The following is a 24,790-nucleotide window of genomic DNA, read 5'->3' as shown; positions in this document are numbered from 1 at the left end:
CCCCCCACACCCCTCCCCCCCCCCCCCCCCCCCCCCCCCCCCCCCCCCTCCCCACCCCCTTCTCCCCCCCCCCCCCCCCCGCGTTCGGCGTTTAACGGCAACCAGACGGACGAATTGTGCAGAGCCGCAATTTTGCAGTTGTGTAAAAGGTCGTCCAGTGCCACAATAGTTTGGTGAGTCAACTAATTTCCTTGCGGGACCGAAAGAGGACAGAGACCTGGGCTGCGCTGCATGATGCCGCGGCCAGGCTCACCCTCGAAAACGGCCCGGACCGCGTCACCACCGAGGCGATTGCTGCCCAGGCCAACGTCTCGGCCCGCACCTTCTTCAACTACTTCGGCACCAAAGAGGACGCAATCCTCGGCCTCCAGGACCCCTCCATCGACGACTCCTGGCTGGCGGCCTTCGACGTCGACGCGGACCTCCTCGACCAGGTTTCCCGGCTCCTCGTGCAGGTGGTGCATTCCACTGAGGGTGGCGCCGACGGCGACAGCCTCCGGATGGAGGTGGTGCGGCGGTTCCCCCAGTTGCGCCAGCGCCGCTTCGGCTACTTCCTGAAGGTGGAACAGCTGGTCCGTGACGTCCTCACCGAAGGCATCACCGCCTCAGCCAAGTGGGCCGACGTCGCCCGGCGCCACCGGGCCGAAGACATTTCCCGGATGATCGTGCTGATCGCCGGAGCCCCCATGCGTTACGCGATGCAGGAATCTGCACACGCCCCCACACTAGACAACCAGTTCGCGGCTCTCAGTACCGCCAACGCACTCCTCAGAGAGGTCCTCCCGGAAATTCAATGAGTACCACAACCAAAACCACTCCAGCTGTCGTTGTCGAGAAGCCCACCGGCATGCTCCTGTTGTTCATCGGCCTGATGCTCTCAATGCTGCTGGCAGCCCTCAGCCAGATGATCCTCAGTACCGCGCTTCCCACCATTGTGGGCGAGCTCAACGGGGTGGACCAGATGCTCTGGGTGATCACCGCCTACATCCTGACCGCCACCATCGTGATGCCGATCTACGGCAAACTCGGTGACCTGATGGGCCGCAAAAACCTGCTGCTCATCGCGATCAGCATCTTCATGGCTGGCTCAATCGTCGGCGGGCTTGCCCCCGACATGCCGTGGTTGATTACCGGCCGGGCCATCCAGGGCGTCGGTGGCGGTGGGCTGATGATCCTCTCCCAGGCGATCATCGCCGACGTCGTTCCCGCCCGCGAACGCGGCAAATATATGGGCGCCGTGGGCGGGGTCTTCGCGTTCGCCTCGGTAGCTGGGCCCCTGCTTGGCGGATTCTTCACTGAAGGTCCGGGCTGGCGTTGGATGTTCTGGATCAACATGCCGTTGGGCATCCTCGCGATCCTCGTCGTCGTCTTCTTCCTGCACCTTCCCGGCAAGGAGAGGAAGCGGTCAAAGCCCGACGTCGCAGGCATGGTCCTCCTGGCCCTTGCCACCACCTCGATTGTGCTGGTGGGCACCTGGGGCGGCACCCGGTACGACTGGACCTCGTTGACGATCCTGGGCCTGATCGCTGCTGCGGTGGTCACCAGCGTAGCTTTTGTCCTGGTCGAACGCCGTGCGGACGAGCCGATCCTTCCGATGCACCTCTTCCGGGAACGCAACTTCAACCTCACCACCGCTGGCGGCCTGCTGATCGGCGTCACCATGTTCGGCGCCGTCGGCTACATGCCGACCTACCTGCAGATGGTCACCGGAGCAAGTGCCACCAACGCTGGCCTGCTGATGATCCCGATGATGGGGGCGCTGCTGCTCACTTCCACCGGATCGGGGCTGCTTGTCAGCCGGACCGGCCGCTACAAGTGGATGCCGATCGCCGGGTCACTGCTGGTCGCCGTCGCACTCTTCCTGCTCTCGACCATCCAACCCGCCACCGAGCTCTGGGTAATCTGCACGTACCTCGGGTTGCTTGGCGCCGGGCTGGGCCTCAGCATGCAGATCCTGGTGCTGATTGTGCAGAACACCTTCCCAAACCGGATGGTCGGGACGGCTACCGCCTCGAACAACTACTTCCGTCAGATCGGAGCCACCCTGGGGTCGGCCATCGTCGGTAGTCTCTTCACGACACGGGTCGCTGACCTGCTGACCGAGCGGCTTCCCGGTGGGGCGGTCAGCACCGAGGGTGGGGTCAACTCGCTCACCCCCGAACTGGTCTACACGCTCCCGGAGGCCGCGAGGAACGCGGTGATCGATTCCTACAACGACGCACTCACACCACTCTTCCTCTACATGGCGCCGCTCGGAATCATCGCCGCGATCCTGCTGTTCTTCGTGAAAGAGGCCCCTCTTGCGACGTCGATCGCCGCGGACCCTGAACCAGCCACCCAGGCCAGCAAGGCAGAATAGGGGCATGAGTTCCTATCTGATTACCCGTGAACGATTCATCAACGCCCCGGCCAGCGACATTTTCGAGGTCCTGGCGACCCCGGCGCTGCACAGCGTGATTGACGGCTCCGACACCGTCCAGGGCGAACAGTCAGGTGGACCGCAGCGGCTGTACGAGGGCGCCAAGTTCGGCATGGACATGCGGATCGGCGCGAAGTACAAGATCCTCAACAAGGTGACCGAGTTCGAGGAAGGCCGCCGGATTACCTGGCGCCACTTCACCAAGGCCACCTGGAGCTACGTCCTCGAACCGCGCGACGGCGGCACCCTGGTCACCGAGCAGTGGGATGCGCGTTCGGTGACTGGGAAGATTGTGCTGCGGCCGATGGGGTTCCTGCGGAAGAATCCGGTTGCCATGGAAAAAACCCTCATCAAGCTCGAAAACTACGTGACCAAGTCCTGACGCAGCAGCTACTGGCCGTTACAGCAGCCCGACGCCGAACAGCAGCCCGAGCAGGTAGGTAGCGGCGGCCGCACCGAGGCCGATCGCCACCTGCCGTAACGCCAGCTTCAGTGGCGACGCTCCGGAGAGAAGCCCGACGACGGCGCCCGTTCCCAGCAGCGCGAGTCCCACCAGAACGCAGGCGACGAGGACGGCCGTCATCCCGCTCAGCCCGAACAGGTACGGCAGGATGGGGATCAGGGCCCCCGAGGCGAAAAAGCAGAAGCTGGCACCCGCCGCGCCCAGGCCAGTGCCGATGTGTTCATGAGCGTCGCGGTCACCAGTGATTTCCGGCTGGAGGGACAGGCTCGGATCACAGTCGCAGTCACGGAGCCCCAACCGTTCCGAGGCGCGATGCTCGGCCGCCTCCAGGGACATGCCGCGGGCGCGGTAGACCAGCACCAGTTCGTTGGCATCGATATCCAGTTCCTTGGCGGCGGTGAGCGTGATCTGGGTGGGCCGCGACGCTGCGAGCAGCTCCCGCTGCGACCGGACGGACACGTACTCGCCGGCACCCATGGACAGCGCTCCGGCGAGGAGGCCCGCGACGCCGCTGAACAACACAAACCCGGTGGAGACACCGGTTGCGCCGACACCCAGGACGAGGGCCAGGTTGCTGACCAGTCCGTCGTTAGCCCCGAACACTGCGGCCCTGAAGTTGCCCGATAGCCTGTTGCGGCCCCGGGTCGCAAGCCCCCGAATGACTTCCTCATGGATCTGTTCATCAGCAGCCATCGCGTCGGTGGCGGTGGGGTCCGCGGCGTAGGGGGACCTGCTTTCGGCACGCTGCGCCAGGGCCAGCACGAAGACGCTGCCAAACCGCCTGGCGAGGAAGCCCAGCACCAGGTTGCGGAACGAAGGCCGCGCAGGCTTGCCGGCGTCGGGCCCGAGGAGTGAGAGCCAGTGGGCCTCGTGTCTGCCTTCGGCCTTGGCAAGGGCGAGCAGAATTTCTTGTTCCTCGCCCTCGCGGCGGCTCGCCAGGTAGCGGTAGGTGGCGGCTTCGGCGCGTTCGTCGGCCAGGTATTGGCGCCAGCGGCGAATATCTGCCGGGGCTGGCTGGTCTGACTGTGGTGTCACGTGGGATCTCCTGGTCTGTAGCGACCAGTGCCGTGACGGGGCTCCGGCCGTCGTTAAAGCGGCCGAAGGTCTCGCTCGCCGGTCTAGGTCACCGGTGGATTGCCGGGCCATCGTCTTCGATGGCCAGTATGTCGACAGGCCGCTGCGCCGAGCCCCGCTGGTGCGGGACGAACGCGGGAGCTACTCCCCTTCTCAGCGTCAATCTTAGCCCGAGGACGCCTCATCAGAAGACCACCGATGGAGGTAAGCCTCGCTAGGATGAAACCATGGCCAGCCCAGCAGATGAGTCCCCCCGTCGTGGATCACTGACCCAGTGGCTGCTGCAGGGCGGAGCAGATCCCGATCCCCGGTTCACGCTGGCGAACGAGCGGACGTTCCTGGCCTGGATCCGGACGTCCCTGGCGTTGCTGGCTGGCGGCATAGCGATTGAAGCGTTCACCGCTGAGTTGTTCGATCCGGTCATCCGCAAAGCCCTGGCGATTCTCCTGTTGGTATTGGCCATGCTGCTTGCCGCCGGAGCGTGTGGGAGATGGTTGATCGTCGAGCGGGCCATGCGCCAAGGGCGGCCCTTACCCCTGTCGCTCCTCGCCCCGCTGCTCGCGCTCGGCGCAACGGTAGTGGCGGCGGTGGTCGTGGTCGTGATCTACAGCCGATCGGCCTGACAGGCCCCCGATGAACCGCGACCACCCCGTCGACACCGGCCTGCCGCCGGAACGCACCTCACTTGCCTGGGGGAGGACCCTGCTGGCGCTGGTGATCTGCGGTGTGCTCTTTGTGCGATGGCTGCCGGAGCACGGTTGGTTTGCGATGATCCTCACCGGCACCTCACTCGCTGCGGCGCTGGGAATCTACCTGAGCCAACGGCTCCGGTATCGCCGGAACCTCAAGGGGGTCAGGAGTGGTGTGTTGAAAGCAGATGTGACTGCGGTGCTCTGGACTACCGTGGTGGTGGTCGCGGTGGGTGCCGCTGGCATCTACGCTGTCCTGTTCCAGTCGCTGCATGAGTGAGGAAAAAAGCTGTTGGACAGTGAGCGACCGCCCGGCGAAGCAGGATAGAGTTCAACAGGCCAAGACAGGAAGTAGACTGATGACTTTTGATTCAACTGCCCCATGGGTACAAAACTACGGCCCGGGTGTGCCCGCCGCCGTCGCCATCCCCGACGGCTCCCTCGTCAACCTCGTTGAGGAATCCGCACGTAACTACGGCAGGAAGGTCGCCCTTGAGTTCTTCGGAGCCGAGACGACCTACCGCCAGCTCGGTGAGGAGATCCAGCGCGCGGCCGAAGGCCTGCATCGGCTGGGTGTCGTAGCGGGAGACCGGGTGGCGCTGGTGCTGCCAAACTGTCCCCAGCATGTGGTGGCGTTCTATGCTGTCCTGCGGCTCGGCGCCATTGTCGTGGAGCACAACCCCCTCTACACCGACCGCGAGTTGCGGCACCAGTTCGAGGACCACGGCGCACGGCTGGCAGTTGTTTGGGACAAGGCAGCGCAGCGGGTGCAGGATCTGCCCGCAGACGTCCACGTCACCACCATTGTGACCGTCGATCTGACGCGGGCCATGCCGTTCGCGAAACGGGCAGCGCTGAGGCTTCCCATCCGGAAGGCCAAGGACTCACGCAAGGCGTTGACCACCACAGCGAAGCTCTCCGGCAGTCGAAGCGTCACCCGGTGGGTCGACCTGGTGAAGAACAAGCGGCTGGACGTAACCCATCCGGGGCCCGTGGCCACCGACATTGCGGTGCTGCAATACACCAGTGGCACCACCGGGCACCCCAAGGGGGCGGTGCTCACCCACCGGAACCTACTCGTCAATGCGGCGCAGGGACGGGCATGGGTGCCAGGCCTGGATGACGGGAAGGAAGTCATTTACGCCGTCCTGCCAATGTTCCACGCCTACGGGCTCACCCTCTGTCTGACGTTTGCCATGAGCATTGGGGCCCGGTTGGTCCTTTTCCCCAAGTTCGATGAAGACCTGGTGCTGGACGCAGCGAAAACCCACCCGCCCACCTTCCTGCCCGCTGTTCCACCGATCTATGAGCGTCTTGCGAAGCGCGCGGTGGAACGTGGGGTCAGTCTGAAGAGCATTCGCTTCGCGATCTCCGGTGCGATGAATCTGCCGTTGGCGACCATCGAGTTGTGGGAGTCGGTGACCGGTGGATACCTGGTGGAGGGGTACGGGCTCACCGAGACCTCGCCCATCTCGCTCGGCAATCCAATTGGCCCCACGCGTAAGCCCGGAACCGTTGGGGTGCCGTTCCCCAATACGGAAATCCGGGTCGTGGACCCCGAGGATGCCGGTAGTGAGCGTGCGCCCGGAGATCCCGGCGAACTCCTCATCCGCGGACCGCAGGTGTTCCAGGGTTATTGGCGGAACGATGAGGACACGCGGGCTGTCCTGAGTTCCGACGGCTGGTTCAAGACCGGTGACATCGTCCGGGTCGATGCCGACTCCTATGTCACCATCGTGGACCGGATCAAAGAGATCATCGTCACCGGCGGGTTCAACGTCATGCCCACCGAGGTGGAGGAAGCGTTGCTCGACCATGACAGTGTCGCCGATGCGGCGGTGGTTGGCCTGCCGCTGGCGGGCGGGGGCGAAGAGGTGGTGGCCGCCGTCGTGATCCGTGAGGGACACCAGTTCAGCGGGGACGCGCTGAAAGCCTTCTGCCGGGGCTCCCTCGCCGCCTACAAGGTGCCGCGCCGTATTGTGGTGGTAGAAGAACTGCCGAGGTCACTCATCGGCAAGGTGCTGCGGCGCCGGGTTCGAGATCAACTAATTGCCGGCGACAGCTGAAATGCGCCACCCCAGTGAACAAGGAGACAGGGACTGTGTTTAACATTTTCAGGCGCACCAAGGAGGCACCGCGTGGGGAAGAACGCCGGGAGGAAACTGCCGACGTCGACACCCCAGAGCCGGTGGGGAGCCCCTGGCGGGACTCGCTGGGCCGCAGCAGCACACGCGCAGCTCAGGTTCTGCTGATCCTGGTGCTGGCGGTCATCGTGATCTACGGCCTGATCCAGGTGCGCCTGGTAGTGATCCCACTGATCATTGCCCTGATTCTCGCGGCCGCCATCGGCCCGCTGGTGAACTGGTTGCGGCGTAAAGGGTGGCCCAGTGCGCTCGCCACCGCGTTCTCCTTCCTGCTCCTGCTTGGAGTATTGGGTGGTGTGATCACGGGCATCGTCTTCGCTGTCCAGAGCCAGCTCGACGAACTGGTCGACAACGCATCGCAGGGCTTCGACCAGATTTACGAATTCGTCCGCGATGGCCCGCTGCCCATCGATGAGCAGCAGATCTCCGACGCGCAGGAATGGCTGATCGACTTCGCCACCAGTGCCACAGCCGGAGCCGGTGCCGTATCGGGCATTACGGCAGCCGGCGAGTTCCTCACCGGGGCTGTGCTGATGGTGGTCATCCTGTTCTTCTTCCTCAAGGACGGGGACAGGATCTTCGCCTTTGTCCTGCGGCCCTTCAAGGGTGAGCGGCTGGTCAAGGCCCGCCGCGTGGGAATGCACGGACTGGAGACGCTCGGTGGGTATGTTCGGGGAACCGCGATTGTCGCTTCAGTTGACTCGGTGGTCATCGGCATCGCCCTGTTCATCCTGGGCATCCCACTGGCGCTCCCGCTCGCGGTCATTGTGTTTGTTGGTGCGTTCATTCCCCTGGTGGGTGCGACGGCGGCCGGAGCGCTCGCCGCTCTGGTGGCACTCGTGTCAGACGGGCCGACTACCGCACTGATCGTGATTATCGTGGTGATTGCCGTGAACCAGATCGAGGGCAACTTCCTGCAGCCTGTGGTGATGGGCCGCTCCCTGAGCGTGCACGCCCTGGTCATTCTGGTGGCGTTGACCGCCGGCACCATCCTGGCCGGTATTGTCGGCGCCATCCTGTCGGTGCCCATTGCGGCAGTCACCTGGAGTGCCATCAAGTCCTGGACCGGTGAAGAAGACGGACCAGTGACCCCCGCCGACATCAGGCAAGCCGAGATTGATACCAAGGCCGACGCCGTCGGCCGTGGCCGCAGCAGCAGGCCTGGCCGGAAGATCAAATCCTCGACAGCCAAGTCGTAGGCCTGGGCACCCCGGCTCGCCCCCGCGACACCCCCACCCCCGGATCGAGTCAACACCAATAACAGGTTTCCGGAAGGAAATCGGCTATGAGTGTTGACTCGATCCTAGGTGGGAGCGGCGGCTCTGCGTTGCGGGCTAGCGGGTGGTGGAGGTGACGGGTACTGCGACCTCGTCCTCAGCGGCGCCCGCCACACGACGCTCCCAGGCGGCCATGACCGCCGGGTCGGTGCGCTTGGTGAGGAACGAAACGATCACAAACACCAGGGCCGAAGCGATGAGTCCGTAGTAGATCGGTTCGTTGGCGTAGATACCGTCGTACTGGTTCTCGGCGTTGACCTCAAGGTAGATCATGGTGCCGAGGGTGAAGACCGTGCCGGCAGCCATCGAAGCCGCTGCTGCGACGCCGGTGGCCCGCTTCCAGACCAGTCCACCGATGATGGAGACCAGCAGGCCGCCAACCAGGATGGCGTAGGCAATGGTGAGAGCTGCGACCACGTCCTGGACGATGACCGCCAGCGCGATGGCGACCAGGCCCAGACCCAGCACCCACCAGCGGTTGGCGGTGACATCGTGCTCGGGATTCTCGGCCTCGTCCTCCGTGGTGGTGTCGATGCTGCTCTGGCCGCCACGGCCAAACCAGCTGCTGACGAATGGCACGACGTCGGCACGCGCCACTGTCGCAGCGGCGATCAGTGAACCGGATGCCGTAGACATCATGGCGGCGACGGCAGCCGCCAGCACCAGTCCGCCGATGCCGATCGGCAGGACGTTGATGGCAATATCCGCGTACACATCGTCCTGGGACTCGATGTTGGGGAGGATCACGCTGGCCGACATGCCGATGATCGCGCCGGCGACGCCGTAGAGGATGCAGTAGACGCCTGCCGTCACTCCACCCCACCGGGCCACGGTGGGTGTCCGGGCGGTGAAGACGCGCTGCCAGATGTCCTGCCCGATGAGCAGACCCAGGGTGTACACCACAAAGTAGGTGATGATGCTCTGCAGGCCGATGCCGGTGATGCTGAAGAACTCGGCTCCGGCACGCTCGGAGATGCCGTCGAAACCGCCAGCGTTGATCAGGGCGAAGGGCAGCATCAGGGCAAACACGCCGATGGTTTTGATGATGAACTGCGCCATGTCGGCCAGGGTGATGGACCACATGCCGCCGATTGTCGAGTAGATCAGCACGATCGCACCGCCGACGGCGATCGAGGCTGCGCGGTCCCACCCGAACAACACCACAAAGATGGTGGCGTAGGCTCCGGTAGAAGTAGCGCAGAGCATCAGGGTGTAGGCCAGCATGACGATGCCTGAGGCCTTGGTGGCCTCGGCGCCATAGCGCAGGGTGAGCATTTGGGAGACCGTGTAGATCTTCAGCTTCTGCAGGGTTGGAGCAAAGAGGAGGCTGAGCAGCAGCACCCCAACCCCGATGGCGACGACGAGCCACATGCCCGAGATGCCGTAGGTGTAACCGAGGCCGACGCCACCGACGGTCGAGGCGCCGCCCAGTACTACCGCCGCCATGGTGCCGGTGTACAGAAGTGGGCCGAGGCGCCGGCCGGCGACAAGGTAGTCGCTCGTGTTCTTGGTGCGGGACTTGCCCCACCAGCCGAACGCCAGCATGCCCACGAGGTAGACCACCACGATCGCAATATTGATGAATTCCATGGTGCTCCTGAATGTGGGGGTTTCGGTTAGAAAGTAACCTATAGAAAACTTATGTTTCGCTATAGGCTAGTTGTGACCTTGCTAACAGGTCAAGTGTGCGATCAAGGCGGTCCTAGGGGAATCCTCGGTATGCTCATAGTCGATGTCCGCCCGGGTGATTGTCCTGCGCAGAGAGATGGTAGCCAGTGAAGGCCCTGCCCGTAGAACCCAGCAACGCCCCGGTAGCCATCGGGTCACGAATCCGTGCTGCCCGGCAATCCCAGCGGATGACCATCGAACAGGTTGCGGCTGCCACGGGGCTGACCAAAGGGTTCCTGAGCCGCGTGGAGCGGGACCTGACGTCACCGTCGGTCGCCTCTCTGGTGACGCTCTGCCAGGTCCTTTCCATCTCGATCGGTGACCTCTTCCTGGTGCCGGAGACCCACCTGACCCGCCTGGCGGAGGCTCCGCGGATCAGCCTCGGTGGTGAAGGCATTAACGAACGCCTGGTGACGGCCCGCTCCGAGCGGCGGCTCCAGATGATCCGCGCGGTCATCGAGCCCCATGGGCGGGGCGAGAGCGAACTTTATTCGGTTGACTGCGAGGTGGAGACGCTGCACGTTGTTGCCGGCAGTTTTGTCCTGATCTTCTCGAATGACCGGTATGAACTGGAGGCCGGGGACACCGTCACGTTCCCCGGCCGTGAACCCCACACCTGGTTCAATCCCACCGATCTGGAAGCGATTGTTCTCTGGACCCTGGTCCCCGCGGCTTCCGGCGGATAATACCCGGACCGCAGGCCTGGAGGACCGGTGATGCGGGTGCAATTTACGGATCCTTTAAGGGGGAGTTGTCACCCTGTTTCGGCGGCTTCAGTGTTGACCGAGACGGGCATCACAATTAGCCTTATGAAAAACAGTTGATGCTTATATGGCAACTTCTGTTTCCCCAACCCGGAGGTACCCATGGAACAGCCGCGCGTCACGGCCAATGGAAACATTGGCCCCATCGATTCCTCACGGATTCCCCGTTATGCCGGCGCCGCGACTTTTGCCCGGCTGCCGCGACTCGACGAGGTGGACCGGGCCGACATCGCCGTCGTCGGTGTCCCCTTCGACTCGGGGGTGTCCTACCGGCCGGGGGCCAGGTTCGGGTCCAACCACGTCCGCGAATCCTCGCGCCTACTCCGCCCCTACAACCCGGCCCTGGACATTTCCCCGTTCGAGCGGGTACAGGTGGCCGACGCCGGCGACATGGCGGTTAATCCCTTCAATATCAACGAGGCGATCGAAACCATCCAGCAGAATGCCCTCGATCTGACCGCCGACGGCACCAAGCTGGTCACGCTGGGTGGCGACCACACCATTGCGCTGCCCTTGCTGCGGGCTGCCTCCGAACGCGCCGGCGCACCCGTGGCGATGCTGCACTTCGATGCGCACCTCGACACCTGGGACACCTATTTCGGCGCCGAGTACACCCACGGCACACCCTTCCGGCGCGCGGTAGAGGAGGGCATCCTCGACACCGAGGCCATCTCCCACGTGGGCACCCGCGGCCCGCTCTACGGGGTGAAGGATCTCGAGGACGACCGTCGGTTCGGGTTCGGGATTGTCACCTCCTCCGACGTGTTCCGACAGGGTGTCGACGAGGTGATTGCCAAGCTGAGGGACCGGATCGGCAACCGCCCGCTGTACATCTCCATCGACATCGACGTGCTGGACCCGGCGCACGCCCCCGGGACGGGGACACCCGAGGCGGGTGGCATCACCAGCCGTGAGCTGCTGGAAATCCTCCGCGGGATGCGCGGGATGAACCTGATCGGGGCCGACGTCGTCGAGGTCGCCCCCGCTTACGACCATGCGGAGATCACCGGCGTCGCGGCATCGCACGTCGCCTACGACCTGGTGAGCCTGATGGCGGACCAGGCCATTACCAACACCACGGCGGAGGAACGCTAAATGGTCACCAGTGACAGTGTTGCAACAGTACCGCCGGCGCCCCTGACAGGTGAGCGCAACGGTGGGGACCTCGTCGTCGAGACCCTCAGCGCCCTCGGAGCGACCACCGTTTTCGGCATTCCCGGCCAGCACGCGTTGGGTTTGTTTGATGCGCTGTCCCGGTCGGAGCTGCGTTTCGTTTCCTCGCGGGTGGAGAACAACTCGGCATTCGCCGCCGACGGGTTCTCCCGCGCCACCGGGCAAGTGGGGGTGCTGTTCCTGTCGACCGGGCCGGGCGCGCTGACCGCGCTTGCGGGCCTGCAGGAGGCCTACGCCACCGGCGTGCCAATGGTGGTCATTGCCAGCCAGATCCCGCTGGAGGGTCTGGGCGCCCGGCGGAAGGGCATGCTGCACCAGCTCGACGACCAGAAGGCCTCGGCGGCGAACGTCACCAAGAGCCAGCGGCTGATTCAGCACGCCTCGGGCATCCCCTCAGCCATTCAGGACGCCTGGACCGAGGCCGTTTCCTCACCGCAGGGGCCGGTCTGGATCGAGGTGCCGCAGAATGTGCTGCTCGACCCGGTGATGGTGCCGCAGGTCGAGGACGCGCTCGCGGAGCCCTTCGACAACCCCCCCCGGGTGGAGCTGGTCCGCGAGGCAGTGAAGTGGCTGACGGAATCCAAGCGTCCGGCCATCGTGGCTGGCGGCGGAACCCGTCGTGGCAACGCCGAACCGTGGCTGCTGTCCATCGCGGAGAAGCTCGGCGCCCCCGTGCTGTGCTCGCCCGGCGGGAACGGCGCGTTCCCGTGGGAGCATGAGCTGTCACTGCAGGCGTGGGTGGAGGACCGCTACGTTACCGAGGTTCTTGAGGATGCCGATGTGGTGCTGGTGGTCGGATCCTCGCTCGGTGAGGTGACCAGCAACTACTTCACGCTCGAACCGCGGGGGCGCATCATCCAGATCGACGCGGAACCCCGGGTACTCGAATCCAACCGGCCAGCCCTGGGCATCCGTGCCGACGCCGGCCAGGCGCTCGCTGCCCTCGATGAGGCGCTGCCCGCCTTGGACCGTGACCGCACCGCCGGGTACGACGCCGTCACGCTGGTCGCCGAAACCCTCGCCAAGGTGCAGGGGCGGCTGGATGCGCAGGACCTCGCACTTGAACGCAAGTTTATGGCGGACATCCGCGCCGCCGCGCCGGCCGGACTGCAGACCTACTGGGATATGACCATCGCCGCCTACTGGGCGTGGAGTTGCTGGGATGCCAAAGATGGGCAGTTCCATTCGGCTCAGGGCGCTGGCGGGCTGGGGTACGGTTTCCCCGGCGCGATTGGTGGCGCCGTCGGGCTCGGGGAACGTGTCCTGGCGGTCTCCGGTGACGGATCGTCGATGTATTCGATTGCCGAACTGGCCACCGCCAAGCAGCACAACCTGCCGGTCACGTGGCTGATTGTCGACGACGGCGGTTACGGCATCCTGCGCGAGTACATGGAGGGCGCGTTCGGGAAGGCCACCGCCACCGAGCTGGCCCGGCCGGACTTCGTGAAGCTCGCCGAAGCCTTCGGTGTGCCTGCGGTCAAGGTGGCCCCGGGCGACGTGCGGCAGGCGCTGGAGGACAGTTTCGCCGCGGAGGGGCCCAACGTCGTCGTGGTCGAAACCCTGCTCCGCCTGTTCGCCCCCACCCACCTGTAGTCCGGTAACGGGGGAACCCGGGGAGGTGTCACTGCATGGTGAAGGTGCGGGCAATAGTGTCGTGGACGGCCGGCACCGCGTTGCACCGGCCCAGGAGGGCGTTCCGGGCCGCCAGCACCGGCCGCGGCAGGGGGCGCCCGAGCGCCATGTTCAGGTGAGCCTGGCGTGCAGCCGTCACAGCAGCCCGACGGCGTCGCTGGTCAAATGCCGACAGGTCGCGGCCGACGTCGCGACCGTCAACCAGTGACGCCGTGATGATCGGGACCAGCTCGGTGGCATCGAGCCACCCGAGGTTCATCCCCTGCCCGCCGATCGGGCTCACCTGGTGGGCCGCGTCCCCAATCAGCACGGTCCGCCCGGACACGAGCCGCTGGGCCAGCCGCCGGTGCACGTCGAACGCGCTCAGCATCGAGATGCTGTCCACGTCCACCCGCACGCCGGTGCGGGCAAGAATCAGCCCCGCCAGAACGTCGGGGGTCGGCGAGGCGACCAGCGAGGACGTCCGCACCACCCAGCGCCGTACCCCGTCCGGTAGCGGGAAGGACTCGACAATCCCGCCCGGCTCCAGATACAGCACCGCCGTCGACCGGTCCGCCGACGAGTCAGCAAAGTCGCCCATCAGGTAGGTGTCGGGGTACCGCTGCAGCGACGCGGGGATCCCGGCGCTGGACCGCACGGTGCTCTTGCCGCCGTCGGCCCCAATGACGAGCCGCGCCTGCAGCACCTCACCGGTTGACGTGGTCACCAGCATTGACGCCCCAATGTCATGGACCGCGGTGACCGTCACGCCCCGGCGGAACGCACCGGGTGCGACGGCGGCAAAACGGGTTTCCAGCACCTGCTCGGTCCGGATCTGCGGTACCGCGAGCACAAACGGGTAGTCGCATTCCAGGTCCGCGAAGGACAGGCGGGTCACGTCGCTGCCAGCGCTGCGGGCAACCCCCGCACCGATCCTGACGCCGCGGCTGATCAGCTCATCGGCCACCCCGGCCTGGGCGAGTGACGCCAGGGCCGGCGGGTGGATGCCGATGGCTCGCGAGTGGCCGCTCCGGGTGATCCGCTGCTCCAGGAGCAGCACCTCCAGCCCGGCCTGGCGGAGCAGGATTGCCGCGAAGAGGCCCACCGGACCGCCGCCCACGACGATGACGTCATGCATGGGGCGCCCGGTGAACCAGCAGGTTGTGGGAGGGGAACCTCGCTGTGACCTCCCAGCCGGGCGGAGCGACGGACGCCAATTCGGCGGCGGTATAGCTGCGGCGGATCGAGGTCAGCCCGTCTTGCCGGATCAGGGAGCGGCGGAGCGGAAGAGTGCCGAGGGAAAACAAGAGGTAGCCCAACCGGCTACGTTCAATGTCGTTGTGCAGCGTGATCCCGCTACTCAGCTGCTCCGAGTCGGCCAGCAACGACTGCAGTTGTTCCGGCGCCAGATGGTGCAGCAGGTGGTTGGACGTCACGACGTCGAACTTCAGCCCCTCGGCCACCAGATCGGTGCTGAACGCGCGCCGGAACTTCAACCCCAGCACGGGCGGCTGCGAGGTCGCGAACGCGTGCGCCCGGTCGTCGGGGTCGATGCCCAGGATCGAGAGTTGCAGGCCATCCCGGGCCGCCCAGCGGGCGAACGCCCGCGGCATGTCCCCGCCACCAGACCCGATATCGAGCAGGGTGCTGGGCCGCGACGGTGACAGTCGGGGGCGGATCTGTGCCGACCAGGTGCGCCGCCAGCCAGCGACCGTCGCGTTGATCAACCCGAACTGTGAGTAGGTCCGGTCCAGCAGGACCGGGTCGCAATCCGGCTTGTCCATCTCCTCCACCGCATCAGCGTCGCGGTGCGCGAGGAAACCGTTCTCGCGGAGAGCGGGGAACTGCACTCAGGGACCCACCTTGGTGAACAGTGCGGTTTCCACCGTCAGGCCGGGGCCGAACGCCATTGAGCAGATCCGCTCGTCGGCGCCGTCAAAGGGCTGCTCCAGAATGTGCTTCAACACGAACATCACGGTGGCGCTGCTCATGTTGCCGTAATCGCGGAGGGTTTCCCGCGCCGGCACCAACTGGTCCTCCTTCAGGTCCAGTTTGGCCTCCACCTTGTCCAGGATGCTCCGCCCGCCCGGGTGGATCGCCCAGTGCTCAATGTCCTTGTACTGCTTGTCGGCGAGGGTTTCGTCGCGGGCCAGCAACGGCTCCAGCGCCCCCACAATATGCTCATCGATGATGTGGGGCACGTAGGTGCCGAGCACCATCTCGAACCCTTCGTCCCCGATGTTCCACGCCATTGACTCCTCGCCGACGGGTGTCAGGACCGTCTCGAAGAAATCCAGGCTCAGGGCGGGCGCGGTGGCCTCGTATTCCCGCGCACTGATCACTGCCGCTGCCGCACCGTCGGCGAACAGCGACGACCCAACAATGGTGTCAGGGTTGTTGGAAGACCTGACGTGCAGGGAGCACAGTTCGGCTGCGACCACCAGGACCACTGCGTCCGGCTCGGCCTCACAAAAGGACTTGGCGGCCCGCAGGGCGGGGAAGGCGGCGTAGCAGCCCATGAAGCCGAGGTGGTAGCGCTGCACGGCCGGGCTCAGCCCGAGCGCGCGAACCACCTTGTAATCCGGTCCGGGGTTGAAAAAGCCGGTGCAGGAGACGGTGATGACGTGCGTGACATCCGCCGGTTCAATGCCCTCGGCGGCTGTCAGGGCCTTGTCGGCTGCCTCGACGAACAGCTTGGTGCCCTCTTCCGCGTACACCTCATTGCGCACCTTGGTGCTGGGGGACAGGATGCGCCGTTCAGCGGAATCGAAGAAGACCGGGTTCTCGGACGGGGCGTCCAGGGTCATTTCCTTCACCGCGGTGTACCGGGTGTTGATTCCCGAGGAGTCGAAGGCCGCGCCGACCAGACGCGTCCCGAGCCGGTTCAGTCCCGGCTGCGCAGCGAAGACGTCCCTCACATCCGACTGCACCATAACGGTCTCAGGAACTGCGGTTTCTAGGGACCTCATGATTACTGTCATAGTTCATTCTTAGTGATGGGTGCCGGTAAATACAATGAGCGCCCGCCGTGGCTCGACCGGACGAGCCCGAAATCCCTACTGGTTGCCCGGGGCCGGATACTGGGCGTTGTCATTCTCCAGGAGCGCCTGGAGGTTCGTCAGAATGGGAGCCCAGCTTTTGCCCACGGCTGCCAGCTCCGCCGCCTCCGCAAGCCGGTCCTGCACGAGGCGGAACCGCACCCCGCCGCCGGCCACCTGTTCAACGTCAATCGTGATGCGGGACGCAGCGTCGTCCTGAGGGTCGGTGTGCCCATCCTCGCCGGCTGGTACTTCGCGGAGCGTGTATGACAAGCGCTTCGGCTCGTCTACCTCCAGCACCACCCCGTGGTGGGTGATTGTCTCCGAACTGCTCTCATAGAAGCGGATGGGGGAGCCCGGCACCCAGGTGGACTCCACCCGGCGTCCGGACCAGTAACGACGCGTCACGGCACCCTCGGTCAAAGCTTCCCACAGCCGGAGCGGGGAGGTGGCAATCTCGGTGTCGTGCACGAACGCTGGCTCAGTCATGGGTTCAGCGTAGCCCAGCGCCTGTACCGTTAAGGGCGCAAAGACTGACCAACACTCTCGCCTAGGAATGACATGCACCACACCAATCCTTTCGACCACCCGATCAGGGGTGCCGGGGTGCCAATTCTGCTGTCCCTGTGTCTTCTGCTCACCGGCTGCGCGGCAGGTGGTGCGTCCGGTGGTGTGGCCGGAAATGCAGCGACGCCAACGACGACGACGGCTCCAGCTGCGAGCGAGTCGCCCGCCGTCGACCCCAGCGTGGCGCCAACCGTCGAGCCAACCGCCGTCGTCGAACCCGAACCGCTCGAACTGCCCCGCGGCGGCACCGACCTGTTCCCTGACTACCGGCTGGTCGGGTTCAGCGGCCATCCGACGTCCGAGGGGATGGGCCGGCTGGGGATCGGTGACATTGACGAGCGGGTCGAGGAGATGGAACTTCTTGGTGAGCAGTACGCCGACGGACGCAGCATCCTGCCGGTGTTGGAACTGATCACCGTCGTCGTGCAGGCTTCTCCCGGGGCGGACGGGCTCTACCGCGCCCCAGCCTCGGACGAGTTCATCGAGTCCTACCTGGCGGCGGCCCGGCGGCACGACGCGCTGCTGCTGCTCAATGTCCAGCCGGGACGCTCCACCATGACTGCAGAAGTTGAACGACTCGAAAAGTGGCTCCTGGAACCCGATGTGGGACTTGCGCTGGACCCGGAATGGGATATCTCCGGGGAACAGCTTCCGGGCCTGTCCTATGGGCAGACGTCAGGGGAGGAAATTGATCGGATCGCCGGATACCTCGATGACCTGGTGACCGAGCACCAGTTGCCCCAGAAGGCGCTGGTGTTCCACCAGGTTGCCCCGTCAGTGGTGACCAACGAAGGTGCGGTGGGTGAATACGACGGCGTCGAGGTGATCAAGAGTGTCGACGGGATCGGTGCGCCCGGCGCGAAAATTGAGACCTACAACCAGTTGATGCTGGAACTCCCGCCGACAGTGAATCCCGGCTTCAAACTCTTCTTCGAAGAAGACACCGTTCACGGCGCGCTGATGCTGCCACCGGAGGTCCTCGGATTGCAGCCCAAACCGGATTACGTGCTTTACGAGTAGGGGCTTGGCGGGAGATGTTGCGTGGCTCACCAAACCGCACCGCCACCGGATACGAAGAACAGGTAAGCGCAGGCCGGAGTCTTGGCCGCGTCCGGTGGCACTAAAACCCGAGAGCATGAGGACCCATGGCAAGCAGAACCGCAACGATCCTGGGCATCTCAGTGCTCGCCGTCGGCCTGACCTCCGGGTGCGGCGGCATGGAAGAGAACCCGTTGAACGTCAATGGTGCGCCGCCGGAACAGGCGGTCGCGGACGCTTCCGAGACCGAAGTCATTGCGGCATCGCTCGGCGAGGATCCGCTCCAACTCGGCGTCAACGGTGCCAAGCTCTGCTCGGTCCAGCCTGCACTCGGCTACCAGGAATACACGGTCCTGATCCACAACGAAACGCTCGAATCGTTCACGATCGACGACGTCAGCCTCGGTTCGCCCTCCGGCGTCACCCTGAACTCCGCGGAAGTCACGCCAGCCAATCGGGGCGGTCACGGGACCCACGGCATGGAGGACGGGACGGTCATGGGCGGCGGCGATGAGCACACCGAGGCGCACGGCTCAGGCGACATGGCCGACATGGCGGATATGCCCCAGAATGTGTTCTTCACTGAACCCGTCCCCGCTGTCGGCTACGAGATCTCCACCCTGGAGTATCTCAACGTGGTGGTCTCGGTTTCCCTCGACGACGAAGCCGACAGGGGGACCTCCGAGTACGTCGAGATTGACTACTCCACGGCAGACGGATCGTTTACCGGCAAGCATCCGCTGGTCATCACCATGGACCAGGATTCCTGCGCCTAGCCGATAGCTGGGAAGAGTTCGCGGCGCAGATGCCGCGAGTCCTCGGAGGGTAGCACCACTGTTTCAGGGCGGGAACTCCGCGCCGGTTGGAACGCAGCCCCCACCGTAGGCGACAATGGCTCACGTGCCACATCTGACTTCTGACGCCACCATCTTTGACCTCCTCGCCGACGAACTCGGAGTCCGTGCCTGGCAGGTGAAGGCCGCGGTGGACCTCCTCGACGCCGGTTCGACTGTCCCTTTCGTGGCCCGATACCGCAAGGAGGCCACCGGTTCACTCGACGACACCCAACTCCGGACCCTCGACGAGCGGCTGAGGTACCTGCGCGAACTGCAGGACCGTCGTCGGGCCATCCTCGACTCGATCGAGGCGCAGGGGAAGCTCACCGATCAGTTGCGTGCCGCTATTGCGGGCGCCGATACCAAATCCCGCCTTGAGGACATCTACTTGCCCTTCAAGACCAAACGACGGACCAAGGCACAGATTGCCCGCGAGGCGGGGCTGGAACCGCTTGCTGATGCGCTGGTGAGGAACCCGTCCCTGGACCCCGCGGCCGAGGCGGCCAGGTACGTGACCGGCGATGTTCCCGATGCTGAGGAAGCGCTGGCCGGCGCCCGGTCGATCCTGGTGGAACGCGCCGGCCAGGACGCGGACCTGCTGACCTCGGCCCGGGAGAGACTCTGGAGACAAGGCCTCATGCGGTCGAAGGTCCGGGCCGGTAAGGAAGCCGAGGGCCAGAAATTTGCCGACTATTTCCAGTTCGCCCAGGCCCCGTCCACCATGCCCTCGCATCGCGTCCTCGCCCTGTTCCGCGGCGAGAAAGAGGGCGTGCTGGAGTTGGCCATCGCCGAGGGAAACCCGGCAGACGCTGAAGAGTTCGCCAAGGCGCGCACCCGGTACGAAAACTCGGTGGCGGCGGTGCTGGGAATTGCCCCTGCCGGCCGCCCCGCAGATGCCTGGCTCGCCCAGACGGTCCAGCAATCGTGGCGCCGGATTCTGGCCAAACTATCGCTGGACCTCCGAGTGCGCCTGTTCGCTGCCGCTGAGACCGAGGCGGTGCGGGTCTTCGCCGCCAATCTCAGGGACGTCCTCCTCGCGGCGCCAGCCGGCGGTAGGACCACGCTGGGGCTTGACCCGGGGCTCCGCACCGGCGTCAAGGTGGCGGTGGTCGACGGCACCGGCAAGGCTGTTGCCACCGATACCGTGTACCCGCACGCTCCCCTGAAGAAGTGGGATGCTGCGCTCGCGTCACTCGCGAAACTGGTCACGGACCACGACGTCGAACTCATCGCGATCGGCAACGGAACCGCTTCACGGGAAACTGACAAGCTCTCCACCGAGTTGATCAAGCGGATGCCCGAGCGGAAGCTGCAGAAACTGGTGGTGTCCGAGGCCGGTGCGTCGGTGTACTCGGCGTCGGCCTTGGCCTCGGCCGAGCTGCCGGACCTTGATGTGTCCCTGCGGGGTGCGATGTCAATTGCGCGCCGCCTGCAGGACCCCCTCGCCGAACTGGTGAAAATCGACCCCAAATCCATTGGTGTGGGCCAGTACCAGCACGACGTGACAGCAGCCAACCTGGAGCGGTCCCTGAACGCGGTCATCGAAGACTGCGTCAACGCGGTGGGAGTGGACGTGAACACTGCCTCACCGTCGCTCCTCAGCCGGGTGGCTGGCGTCGGAGGGCTGCTCAGCGAAAACATTGTGGCCCACCGCGACGCCAACGGCCGCTTCACCCGGCGGGCGGATCTCCTGAAGGTGCCACGGCTCGGGGCCAAGGCCTACGAGCAATGCGCAGGCTTCCTGCGGGTCTCGGGCGGCTCGGAGCCCCTCGACGCCTCAAGCGTCCACCCGGAAGCCTACGGTGTGGCGCGGAAGATTCTCAGCCAGGGCGGCACCGCCCTGCGGGAACTGGACCTGACGGCTTTCGTGGACGACACCTTCGGGCTTCCCACCATCAAGGACATCGTTGCGGAGCTGGAGAAACCCGGACGGGATCCGCGGCCCGAATTTGTGACTGCCACCTTCTCCGAGGGCGTCGAGAAGATTTCCGACCTCAAACCCGGCATGACCCTCGACGGAGTGGTGACCAATGTTGCAGCCTTCGGTGCATTCGTCGACGTCGGAGTGCATCAGGACGGGTTGGTCCACATCTCGGCCATGGCGAACCGTTTCATCAGCGACCCGCACGAGGTGGTGAAGTCGGGGCAGATCGTCAAGGTCAAGGTGCTGGAGGCCGACCCGGAGCGCAAACGGATTGCCCTGACACTGCGCCTTGACGACGAGCCGGGCGGGGGACCCCAAAGCAGCCGACCAGAGAAACCGCGGCCGGATAGGGGAGCGGTCAAGCCGCGTGCGGCAAAGCCACCCGCAGCGCGTACCCCTGCGCCGCCCGCCAACTCCGCGATGGCCGATGCGCTGAAGAAGGCGGGCCTGGCCTAGCGCCCCGGACCCTCAACGCACAACGACGACCCTCAACGCACAACGACGACGGCGGCCGGCCAGGAAATCCCGGGCGGCCGCCGTCGTCGTTGTGCAGTTGTTTACAGCGTGAGGCTATGAGGCCGGGAGCTGCAGAACATCACCGGTGAAGATGAGGTCAGCGTGAATGATGGTGTCGGCGTTGGCTTCGTACAGTGCCTGCCAGCCACCAACAACGCCCAGCTTGGCGGCGATGGTGCTGAGGGTGTCGCCGGACTCGATGGTGTAGGTGTCGCCGCTGAGTGCGGGAGCTGCAACGGGAGCCGCCGCCACAGGAGCCTGAGCAACTGGTGCCTGAGCTACGGGAGCCTGGACTACGGGAGCCTGAGCAACTGGTGCTGGGGCAACCTGAGGCTGAATCTGCTCAGCCTGCGCCTGGACGGGTGCCTGCGCAACAGGTGCCTGCTGCATTGGCTGTGCCGATGGGTTCGCTCCACCGCTCAAGCCGAGCTTGGCCGAGCACGCTGGCCACGCACCCCAGCCCTGACCCTGCAGAACGTTCTCTGCTACGGCAATCTGCTGCTCGCGGCTGGCGTCCTGAGGGGCGCCCTGTCCGCCGAATCCTGCCCAGGTGGAGGGGGTGAACTGGAGGCCGCCGGAGAAGCCGTTTCCGGTGTTGATGCCCCAGTTTCCGCCACTCTCGCACTGTGCGAGGGCGTCCCAGGTGCTGCCGGGGGCTGCGTTCGCCACTCCAGCTGATGCTCCGAGGCCAAGGCCGGCAAGAGCGATGACTGCTACGCCGCGGCGCGCGTTAGTGCTGAATTTTTGGTTCTTCATGGGTCTGATGCTCCGAAAGGCCACCAACGCTAGTTCCGTCCCCGGACATTTTTGCGCCGCTGCTCGCCTCGACTGTTTTTGTGGTCAGGTCTTTGGTGGCTGCCGGACGAGCAACGTCGGGTGGATTGGCAGCACCGGGCATATCAAGCTGCTGTTCGAAGAACTAGGCAGCCGGTTGTTTCCCTGAACGGGTTATCGTCTACGGTAGAACAGATTCCAATCGTTGCCAAATCGAGACATGGCGATGCTTGACGAAAGGGTGGGAAAAGGGATGGTTTTGGGTGGTCAAACACTGACCTGTTTGGTGCCGATGCGGTGGTCCGACATGGACGCCTACGGGCACATCAACAATGTACAGGTACTACGGCTTCTGGAGGAAGCGAGAATCCACGCTTTCGGGGCTCCCGGCGGGACGGGAGCCGAGGGTGACCAGCCGCCGGTTGCACTGTTTTCCTCGGTCAATCCGGGCACTCAGGCGCTCGTGGTCGAGCATCGGGTCAGGTTTGTGGACACCCTCGATTACCGCAACGTTCCGGTGCGGATCGATGTCTGGGTGAGTGCCCTCAAACCGGCCAGTTTCACCCTCTCCTACCTGGTCCTGGACCCCCTCACCGGGGTGGCCTGTGTGAAGGCGGAAACGATCCTCGCCTTTGTTGACACGAGCTCAGGGAGCGTCCTACGGCTCAGCGAGGAGCAGAAGGACGCCCTGACGCCGTACAGAGGCGCTTCGCTGTTCCCCTGACTCCCCTGACATACCCGGCCGCTGGCACCTGACACGCAAGGCTGCGGGCACCAGAAGTGGTGCCCGCAGCCTTGCGGTCGTCTTACGAAGCCACGTACCCGTGAGGATCGAGCACGTACTTGGTGGCGGCACCGGCGTCGAACTCCTGATAGCCGCGAGGTGCGTCAGTCAGACCGATCGCCTTGGCGTTCACCGCCTTGGCAATCTGCACCTTGTCATGCAGGATCGCCATCATGAGGCCCCGGTTGTACTTCATCACCGGACACTGGCCGGTGGTGAAGGACAGGGACTTGGCCCAACCGGTTCCGAGGCTGATGGACAGGGACCCGACCTTCGCGGCGTCGTCCACGGCTCCCGGGTCACCCGTCACATACAGGCCAGGGATGCCCAGTGCGCCGCCAGCAGCGGTGAGGCTCATCAGCGAGTTGAGCACCGTGGCAGGCGCCTCGTGGGATGCATCAGACCCGTGGCCGCGCGCCTCGAAGCCCACCGCATCCACACCACAGTCCACCTCGGGCACACCGATCAGTTGCTCGATTTGATCCTTCGGATCGCCCTTGGACACGTCCACGGTCTCGCAGCCGAAACTGCGAGCCTGCGCCAGGCGCTCCTCGTTGAGGTCGCCGACGATCACCACAGCGGCACCGAGCAGCTGCGCCGATACAGCTGCTGCAAGGCCAACAGGGCCCGCACCAGCAACATAGACCGTGGAGCCAACGCCCACCCCCGCGGAGACCGCGCCGTGGAATCCCGTGGGGAAAATGTCCGAGAGCATGGTCAGGTCCAGGATTTTCTCCAAGGCCTGATCCCGGTCCGGGAATTTGAGTAGGTTCCAGTCGGCGTAGGGCACCAGGACGTACTCCGCCTGGCCTCCCACCCAGCCGCCCATGTCCACGTACCCGTAGGCACTTCCCGGGCGGTCAGGGTTCACATTCAGGCAGATACCCGTCTTGCGTTCCTTGCAGTTTCGGCAGCGTCCGCAGGCAATGTTGAAGGGCACCGAACAGATGTCGCCCACCTTGATGAATTCGACGTCGCGGCCTACCTCAACGACTTCGCCGGTGATCTCATGGCCCAGCACCAGATCGGAGGGGGCAGTAGTACGGCCCCGGACCATGTGCTGGTCGGAGCCGCAAATATTCGTAGTGACAGTCTTGAGGATGACACCGTGGTGCACCTGACGGCCCACATTGGCCGGGTTCACTCCTGGTCCATCTTTTAGCTCGAAGGTGGGATAGTCAATATCGATGACCTCCACTTTCCCGGGTCCTTTGTAAGCAACGGCTTTGTTTCCAGGCATGAGCTTCCCTTCCGTTTCCGAACAGCCCTGTCGTCGGTGACCGGGCCCATAGTGAACGTATCGTGATCCGGGTTGCACCAAGGTTGCAAGAAGGTTGCAATCGCCTTAAACCAGATTGCCTTGCACCAACAGAGTCGGTGCAAGGCAACATTTATGATCTGGGCCGTAGGCCGCTGATTAGATATTGGTTGATTGGCCACCTCCACGGGTCCGGGCGATATGCACAATAGCTACGGCGCCCGCGACCAACGCGAGAACCAGATGCATCCAGTTACCCGCCGCATTGAAGGACAGGAAGTTGGCCGTCGAGTTGAGGTCGATGACCACCCCGTAGATCCACATGATCAAAAACAAGGCACCGCTGCCCAGCAGGAAATTGCGGGCACCGAAGCTGTCCCTGCTCATGATGATCCCGGCTGCTCCGACAACCAGATAGACGAGGTTGAGCAGGATGGACACCTGGAAGACGCCGAAGAGTAGCGCCTCCGAGCCGCTGGCGACGGCCAGCGAACCATACTGTGTCGTTAGTCCTGGCACAAAGGCCAGAACGCCCAAAAGCAGAAAGACTACTCCCATTCCCATTGAGCCAGCGCGAACAAGCTCATGGGTCACATGAAAGTCACGTGCATGGTGTGATGCGGTAGTCATTTCCCCTCCCTTGGATCGAGAAAAGAACCTGATGAAATTGGAATCTATTCGCCGGGCTTTTACAGGGCCGCTGGCAGTGGTGTGACTACCGTGCCAGCACTTCTATTTTACCGCTGGTAGAGGAAGCCGGATAGGACGAAAGA

Annotated in this window: 23 protein-coding genes; 14 read left to right on the top strand and 9 right to left on the bottom strand. The window is 64.6% G+C overall.

The genetic code is table 11. The features are described from left to right. Positions 1 to 173 precede the first annotated feature (173 nt). The 3 genes from ACX80Z_RS06320 to ACX80Z_RS06310 are packed head-to-tail and all read left to right on the top strand — an operon-like array spanning position 174 to position 2,801. The gene (locus tag ACX80Z_RS06320; RefSeq protein WP_459315299.1) at positions 174 to 797 is read left to right on the top strand and encodes a TetR/AcrR family transcriptional regulator; all 624 of its coding nucleotides are present in this window, start codon (positions 174 to 176) and stop codon (positions 795 to 797) included. Next, positions 794 to 2,359 carry an MDR family MFS transporter gene (locus tag ACX80Z_RS06315; protein ID WP_459315298.1) on the top strand — a complete coding sequence of 522 codons (1,566 nt, stop codon included), beginning with the start codon at positions 794 to 796 and terminating at the stop codon, positions 2,357 to 2,359. Before ACX80Z_RS06320 ends, ACX80Z_RS06315 begins: the two co-directional genes overlap by 4 nt. 4 nt (positions 2,360 to 2,363) lie before the next feature. Continuing rightward, positions 2,364 to 2,801, top strand: coding sequence for an SRPBCC family protein (locus ACX80Z_RS06310; protein ID WP_459315297.1), 438 nt, complete (start codon positions 2,364 to 2,366; stop codon positions 2,799 to 2,801). Positions 2,802 to 2,819: 18 nt separating this feature from the next. Here ACX80Z_RS06310 and ACX80Z_RS06305 read toward each other — a convergent pair whose 3' ends face one another. Next, complete coding sequence (locus tag ACX80Z_RS06305; protein ID WP_459315296.1) at positions 2,820 to 3,917, bottom strand: VIT1/CCC1 transporter family protein; 1,098 nt, start codon at positions 3,915 to 3,917, stop codon at positions 2,820 to 2,822. A gap of 266 nt (positions 3,918 to 4,183) precedes the next feature. Between ACX80Z_RS06305 and ACX80Z_RS06300 the strand changes: the two genes are divergently transcribed. The 4 genes from ACX80Z_RS06300 to ACX80Z_RS06285 all read left to right on the top strand — a co-directional run bounded on the left by ACX80Z_RS06300 (position 4,184) and on the right by ACX80Z_RS06285 (position 7,988). After that, positions 4,184 to 4,579, top strand: coding sequence for a YidH family protein (locus ACX80Z_RS06300; protein WP_459315295.1), 396 nt, complete (start codon positions 4,184 to 4,186; stop codon positions 4,577 to 4,579). A 10-nt stretch (positions 4,580 to 4,589) separates the two neighbouring features. Beyond that, on the top strand, positions 4,590 to 4,925 hold the full coding sequence (locus tag ACX80Z_RS06295) for a DUF202 domain-containing protein (RefSeq protein ID WP_019483860.1): 336 nt from the start codon (positions 4,590 to 4,592) through the stop codon (positions 4,923 to 4,925). 79 nt (positions 4,926 to 5,004) lie between these two features. Next, positions 5,005 to 6,711 carry a long-chain-fatty-acid--CoA ligase gene (locus ACX80Z_RS06290; RefSeq protein ID WP_459315294.1) on the top strand — a complete coding sequence of 569 codons (1,707 nt, stop codon included), beginning with the start codon at positions 5,005 to 5,007 and terminating at the stop codon, positions 6,709 to 6,711. Between the two features lie 35 nt (positions 6,712 to 6,746). Next, positions 6,747 to 7,988, top strand: a complete 1,242-nt coding sequence (locus ACX80Z_RS06285) for an AI-2E family transporter (protein ID WP_459315293.1) — start codon at positions 6,747 to 6,749, stop codon at positions 7,986 to 7,988. Positions 7,989 to 8,123: 135 nt separating this feature from the next. Here the strand turns inward: ACX80Z_RS06285 and ACX80Z_RS06280 are convergent, their stop codons facing one another. Then, complete coding sequence (locus ACX80Z_RS06280) at positions 8,124 to 9,656, bottom strand: sodium:solute symporter family protein (protein ID WP_024476269.1); 1,533 nt, start codon at positions 9,654 to 9,656, stop codon at positions 8,124 to 8,126. 185 nt (positions 9,657 to 9,841) lie between these two features. Here ACX80Z_RS06280 and ACX80Z_RS06275 point away from each other — a divergent pair, with 185 nt between their 5' ends. The 3 genes from ACX80Z_RS06275 to ACX80Z_RS06265 all read left to right on the top strand — a co-directional run bounded on the left by ACX80Z_RS06275 (position 9,842) and on the right by ACX80Z_RS06265 (position 13,264). Further along, positions 9,842 to 10,420 carry a helix-turn-helix domain-containing protein gene (locus ACX80Z_RS06275; RefSeq protein WP_459304661.1) on the top strand — a complete coding sequence of 193 codons (579 nt, stop codon included), beginning with the start codon at positions 9,842 to 9,844 and terminating at the stop codon, positions 10,418 to 10,420. 180 nt (positions 10,421 to 10,600) lie between these two features. After that, positions 10,601 to 11,593, top strand: coding sequence for an agmatinase (gene speB / locus ACX80Z_RS06270; protein ID WP_459315292.1), 993 nt, complete (start codon positions 10,601 to 10,603; stop codon positions 11,591 to 11,593). Next, positions 11,594 to 13,264 carry a thiamine pyrophosphate-binding protein gene (locus ACX80Z_RS06265; RefSeq protein WP_459315291.1) on the top strand — a complete coding sequence of 557 codons (1,671 nt, stop codon included), beginning with the start codon at positions 11,594 to 11,596 and terminating at the stop codon, positions 13,262 to 13,264. 28 nt (positions 13,265 to 13,292) lie between these two features. Here the strand turns inward: ACX80Z_RS06265 and ACX80Z_RS06260 are convergent, their stop codons facing one another. The 4 genes from ACX80Z_RS06260 to ACX80Z_RS06245 all read right to left on the bottom strand — a co-directional run bounded on the left by ACX80Z_RS06260 (position 13,293) and on the right by ACX80Z_RS06245 (position 16,809). Further along, positions 13,293 to 14,420 carry an FAD-dependent oxidoreductase gene (locus tag ACX80Z_RS06260; RefSeq protein ID WP_459315290.1) on the bottom strand — a complete coding sequence of 376 codons (1,128 nt, stop codon included), beginning with the start codon at positions 14,418 to 14,420 and terminating at the stop codon, positions 13,293 to 13,295. Beyond that, positions 14,413 to 15,132: a methyltransferase domain-containing protein gene (locus tag ACX80Z_RS06255; RefSeq protein WP_019483867.1), complete on the bottom strand. Its 720-nt coding sequence runs from the start codon at positions 15,130 to 15,132 to the stop codon at positions 14,413 to 14,415. Before ACX80Z_RS06255 ends, ACX80Z_RS06260 begins: the two co-directional genes overlap by 8 nt. Next, positions 15,133 to 16,263: a type III polyketide synthase gene (locus tag ACX80Z_RS06250; protein WP_024476268.1), complete on the bottom strand. Its 1,131-nt coding sequence runs from the start codon at positions 16,261 to 16,263 to the stop codon at positions 15,133 to 15,135. A 75-nt stretch (positions 16,264 to 16,338) separates the two neighbouring features. Further along, positions 16,339 to 16,809, bottom strand: coding sequence for an SRPBCC domain-containing protein (locus ACX80Z_RS06245; protein ID WP_019483869.1), 471 nt, complete (start codon positions 16,807 to 16,809; stop codon positions 16,339 to 16,341). 72 nt (positions 16,810 to 16,881) lie between these two features. Here ACX80Z_RS06245 and ACX80Z_RS06240 point away from each other — a divergent pair, with 72 nt between their 5' ends. From ACX80Z_RS06240 to ACX80Z_RS06230, 3 genes are all read left to right on the top strand, one after another. Continuing rightward, positions 16,882 to 17,907 carry a hypothetical protein gene (locus tag ACX80Z_RS06240; RefSeq protein WP_459315289.1) on the top strand — a complete coding sequence of 342 codons (1,026 nt, stop codon included), beginning with the start codon at positions 16,882 to 16,884 and terminating at the stop codon, positions 17,905 to 17,907. Positions 17,908 to 18,032: 125 nt separating this feature from the next. Next, positions 18,033 to 18,701 carry a hypothetical protein gene (locus ACX80Z_RS06235; RefSeq protein WP_459315288.1) on the top strand — a complete coding sequence of 223 codons (669 nt, stop codon included), beginning with the start codon at positions 18,033 to 18,035 and terminating at the stop codon, positions 18,699 to 18,701. A gap of 115 nt (positions 18,702 to 18,816) precedes the next feature. Beyond that, positions 18,817 to 21,141: a Tex family protein gene (locus ACX80Z_RS06230; protein ID WP_459315287.1), complete on the top strand. Its 2,325-nt coding sequence runs from the start codon at positions 18,817 to 18,819 to the stop codon at positions 21,139 to 21,141. A 114-nt stretch (positions 21,142 to 21,255) separates the two neighbouring features. On the opposite strand, the gene ACX80Z_RS06225 is transcribed toward ACX80Z_RS06230, so the two are convergent. Next, the gene (locus tag ACX80Z_RS06225; RefSeq protein WP_019483873.1) at positions 21,256 to 21,957 is read right to left on the bottom strand and encodes a LysM peptidoglycan-binding domain-containing protein; all 702 of its coding nucleotides are present in this window, start codon (positions 21,955 to 21,957) and stop codon (positions 21,256 to 21,258) included. A gap of 271 nt (positions 21,958 to 22,228) precedes the next feature. Between ACX80Z_RS06225 and ACX80Z_RS06220 the strand changes: the two genes are divergently transcribed. Further along, a complete protein-coding gene (locus ACX80Z_RS06220; RefSeq protein WP_459315308.1) occupies positions 22,229 to 22,699 on the top strand; it encodes an acyl-CoA thioesterase in 471 nt (156 codons plus the stop codon). 82 nt (positions 22,700 to 22,781) lie between these two features. On the opposite strand, the gene fdhA is transcribed toward ACX80Z_RS06220, so the two are convergent. Continuing rightward, entirely contained in the window at positions 22,782 to 23,999 is a 1,218-nt protein-coding gene (gene fdhA, locus ACX80Z_RS06215) for a formaldehyde dehydrogenase, glutathione-independent (protein ID WP_024476496.1), read from the bottom strand. 177 nt (positions 24,000 to 24,176) lie between these two features. Beyond that, complete coding sequence (locus ACX80Z_RS06210) at positions 24,177 to 24,647, bottom strand: DUF4383 domain-containing protein (protein ID WP_019483876.1); 471 nt, start codon at positions 24,645 to 24,647, stop codon at positions 24,177 to 24,179. Positions 24,648 to 24,790 lie beyond the last annotated feature (143 nt).

It is taken from the genome of Arthrobacter sp. TMT4-20 (assembly GCF_054510775.1).
The sequence above is the reverse complement of the archived record's forward strand: the minus strand, read 5'-3'. Positions and strand labels throughout refer to the sequence as shown.

What these genes read in the sequence shown, in the direction of transcription:
- ACX80Z_RS06315 (WP_459315298.1), top strand. Translation starts at nt 794, where the DNA reads ATGAGTACCACAACCAAAACCACTCCAGCTGTCGTTGTCGAGAAGCCC.
- ACX80Z_RS06310 (WP_459315297.1), top strand. Translation starts at nt 2,364, where the DNA reads ATGAGTTCCTATCTGATTACCCGTGAACGATTCATCAACGCCCCGGCC.
- ACX80Z_RS06300 (WP_459315295.1), top strand. Translation starts at nt 4,184, where the DNA reads ATGGCCAGCCCAGCAGATGAGTCCCCCCGTCGTGGATCACTGACCCAG.
- ACX80Z_RS06295 (WP_019483860.1), top strand. Translation starts at nt 4,590, where the DNA reads ATGAACCGCGACCACCCCGTCGACACCGGCCTGCCGCCGGAACGCACC.
- ACX80Z_RS06290 (WP_459315294.1), top strand. Translation starts at nt 5,005, where the DNA reads ATGACTTTTGATTCAACTGCCCCATGGGTACAAAACTACGGCCCGGGT.
- ACX80Z_RS06280 (WP_024476269.1), bottom strand. Translation starts at nt 9,656, where the DNA reads ATGGAATTCATCAATATTGCGATCGTGGTGGTCTACCTCGTGGGCATG.
- speB (WP_459315292.1), top strand. Translation starts at nt 10,601, where the DNA reads ATGGAACAGCCGCGCGTCACGGCCAATGGAAACATTGGCCCCATCGAT.
- ACX80Z_RS06265 (WP_459315291.1), top strand. Translation starts at nt 11,594, where the DNA reads ATGGTCACCAGTGACAGTGTTGCAACAGTACCGCCGGCGCCCCTGACA.
- ACX80Z_RS06260 (WP_459315290.1), bottom strand. Translation starts at nt 14,420, where the DNA reads ATGCATGACGTCATCGTCGTGGGCGGCGGTCCGGTGGGCCTCTTCGCG.
- ACX80Z_RS06250 (WP_024476268.1), bottom strand. Translation starts at nt 16,263, where the DNA reads ATGACAGTAATCATGAGGTCCCTAGAAACCGCAGTTCCTGAGACCGTT.
- ACX80Z_RS06245 (WP_019483869.1), bottom strand. Translation starts at nt 16,809, where the DNA reads ATGACTGAGCCAGCGTTCGTGCACGACACCGAGATTGCCACCTCCCCG.
- ACX80Z_RS06240 (WP_459315289.1), top strand. Translation starts at nt 16,882, where the DNA reads ATGCACCACACCAATCCTTTCGACCACCCGATCAGGGGTGCCGGGGTG.
- ACX80Z_RS06235 (WP_459315288.1), top strand. Translation starts at nt 18,033, where the DNA reads ATGGCAAGCAGAACCGCAACGATCCTGGGCATCTCAGTGCTCGCCGTC.
- ACX80Z_RS06230 (WP_459315287.1), top strand. Translation starts at nt 18,817, where the DNA reads ATGGCTCACGTGCCACATCTGACTTCTGACGCCACCATCTTTGACCTC.
- ACX80Z_RS06225 (WP_019483873.1), bottom strand. Translation starts at nt 21,957, where the DNA reads ATGAAGAACCAAAAATTCAGCACTAACGCGCGCCGCGGCGTAGCAGTC.
- ACX80Z_RS06220 (WP_459315308.1), top strand. Translation starts at nt 22,229, where the DNA reads ATGGTTTTGGGTGGTCAAACACTGACCTGTTTGGTGCCGATGCGGTGG.
- fdhA (WP_024476496.1), bottom strand. Translation starts at nt 23,999, where the DNA reads ATGCCTGGAAACAAAGCCGTTGCTTACAAAGGACCCGGGAAAGTGGAG.
- ACX80Z_RS06210 (WP_019483876.1), bottom strand. Translation starts at nt 24,647, where the DNA reads ATGACTACCGCATCACACCATGCACGTGACTTTCATGTGACCCATGAG.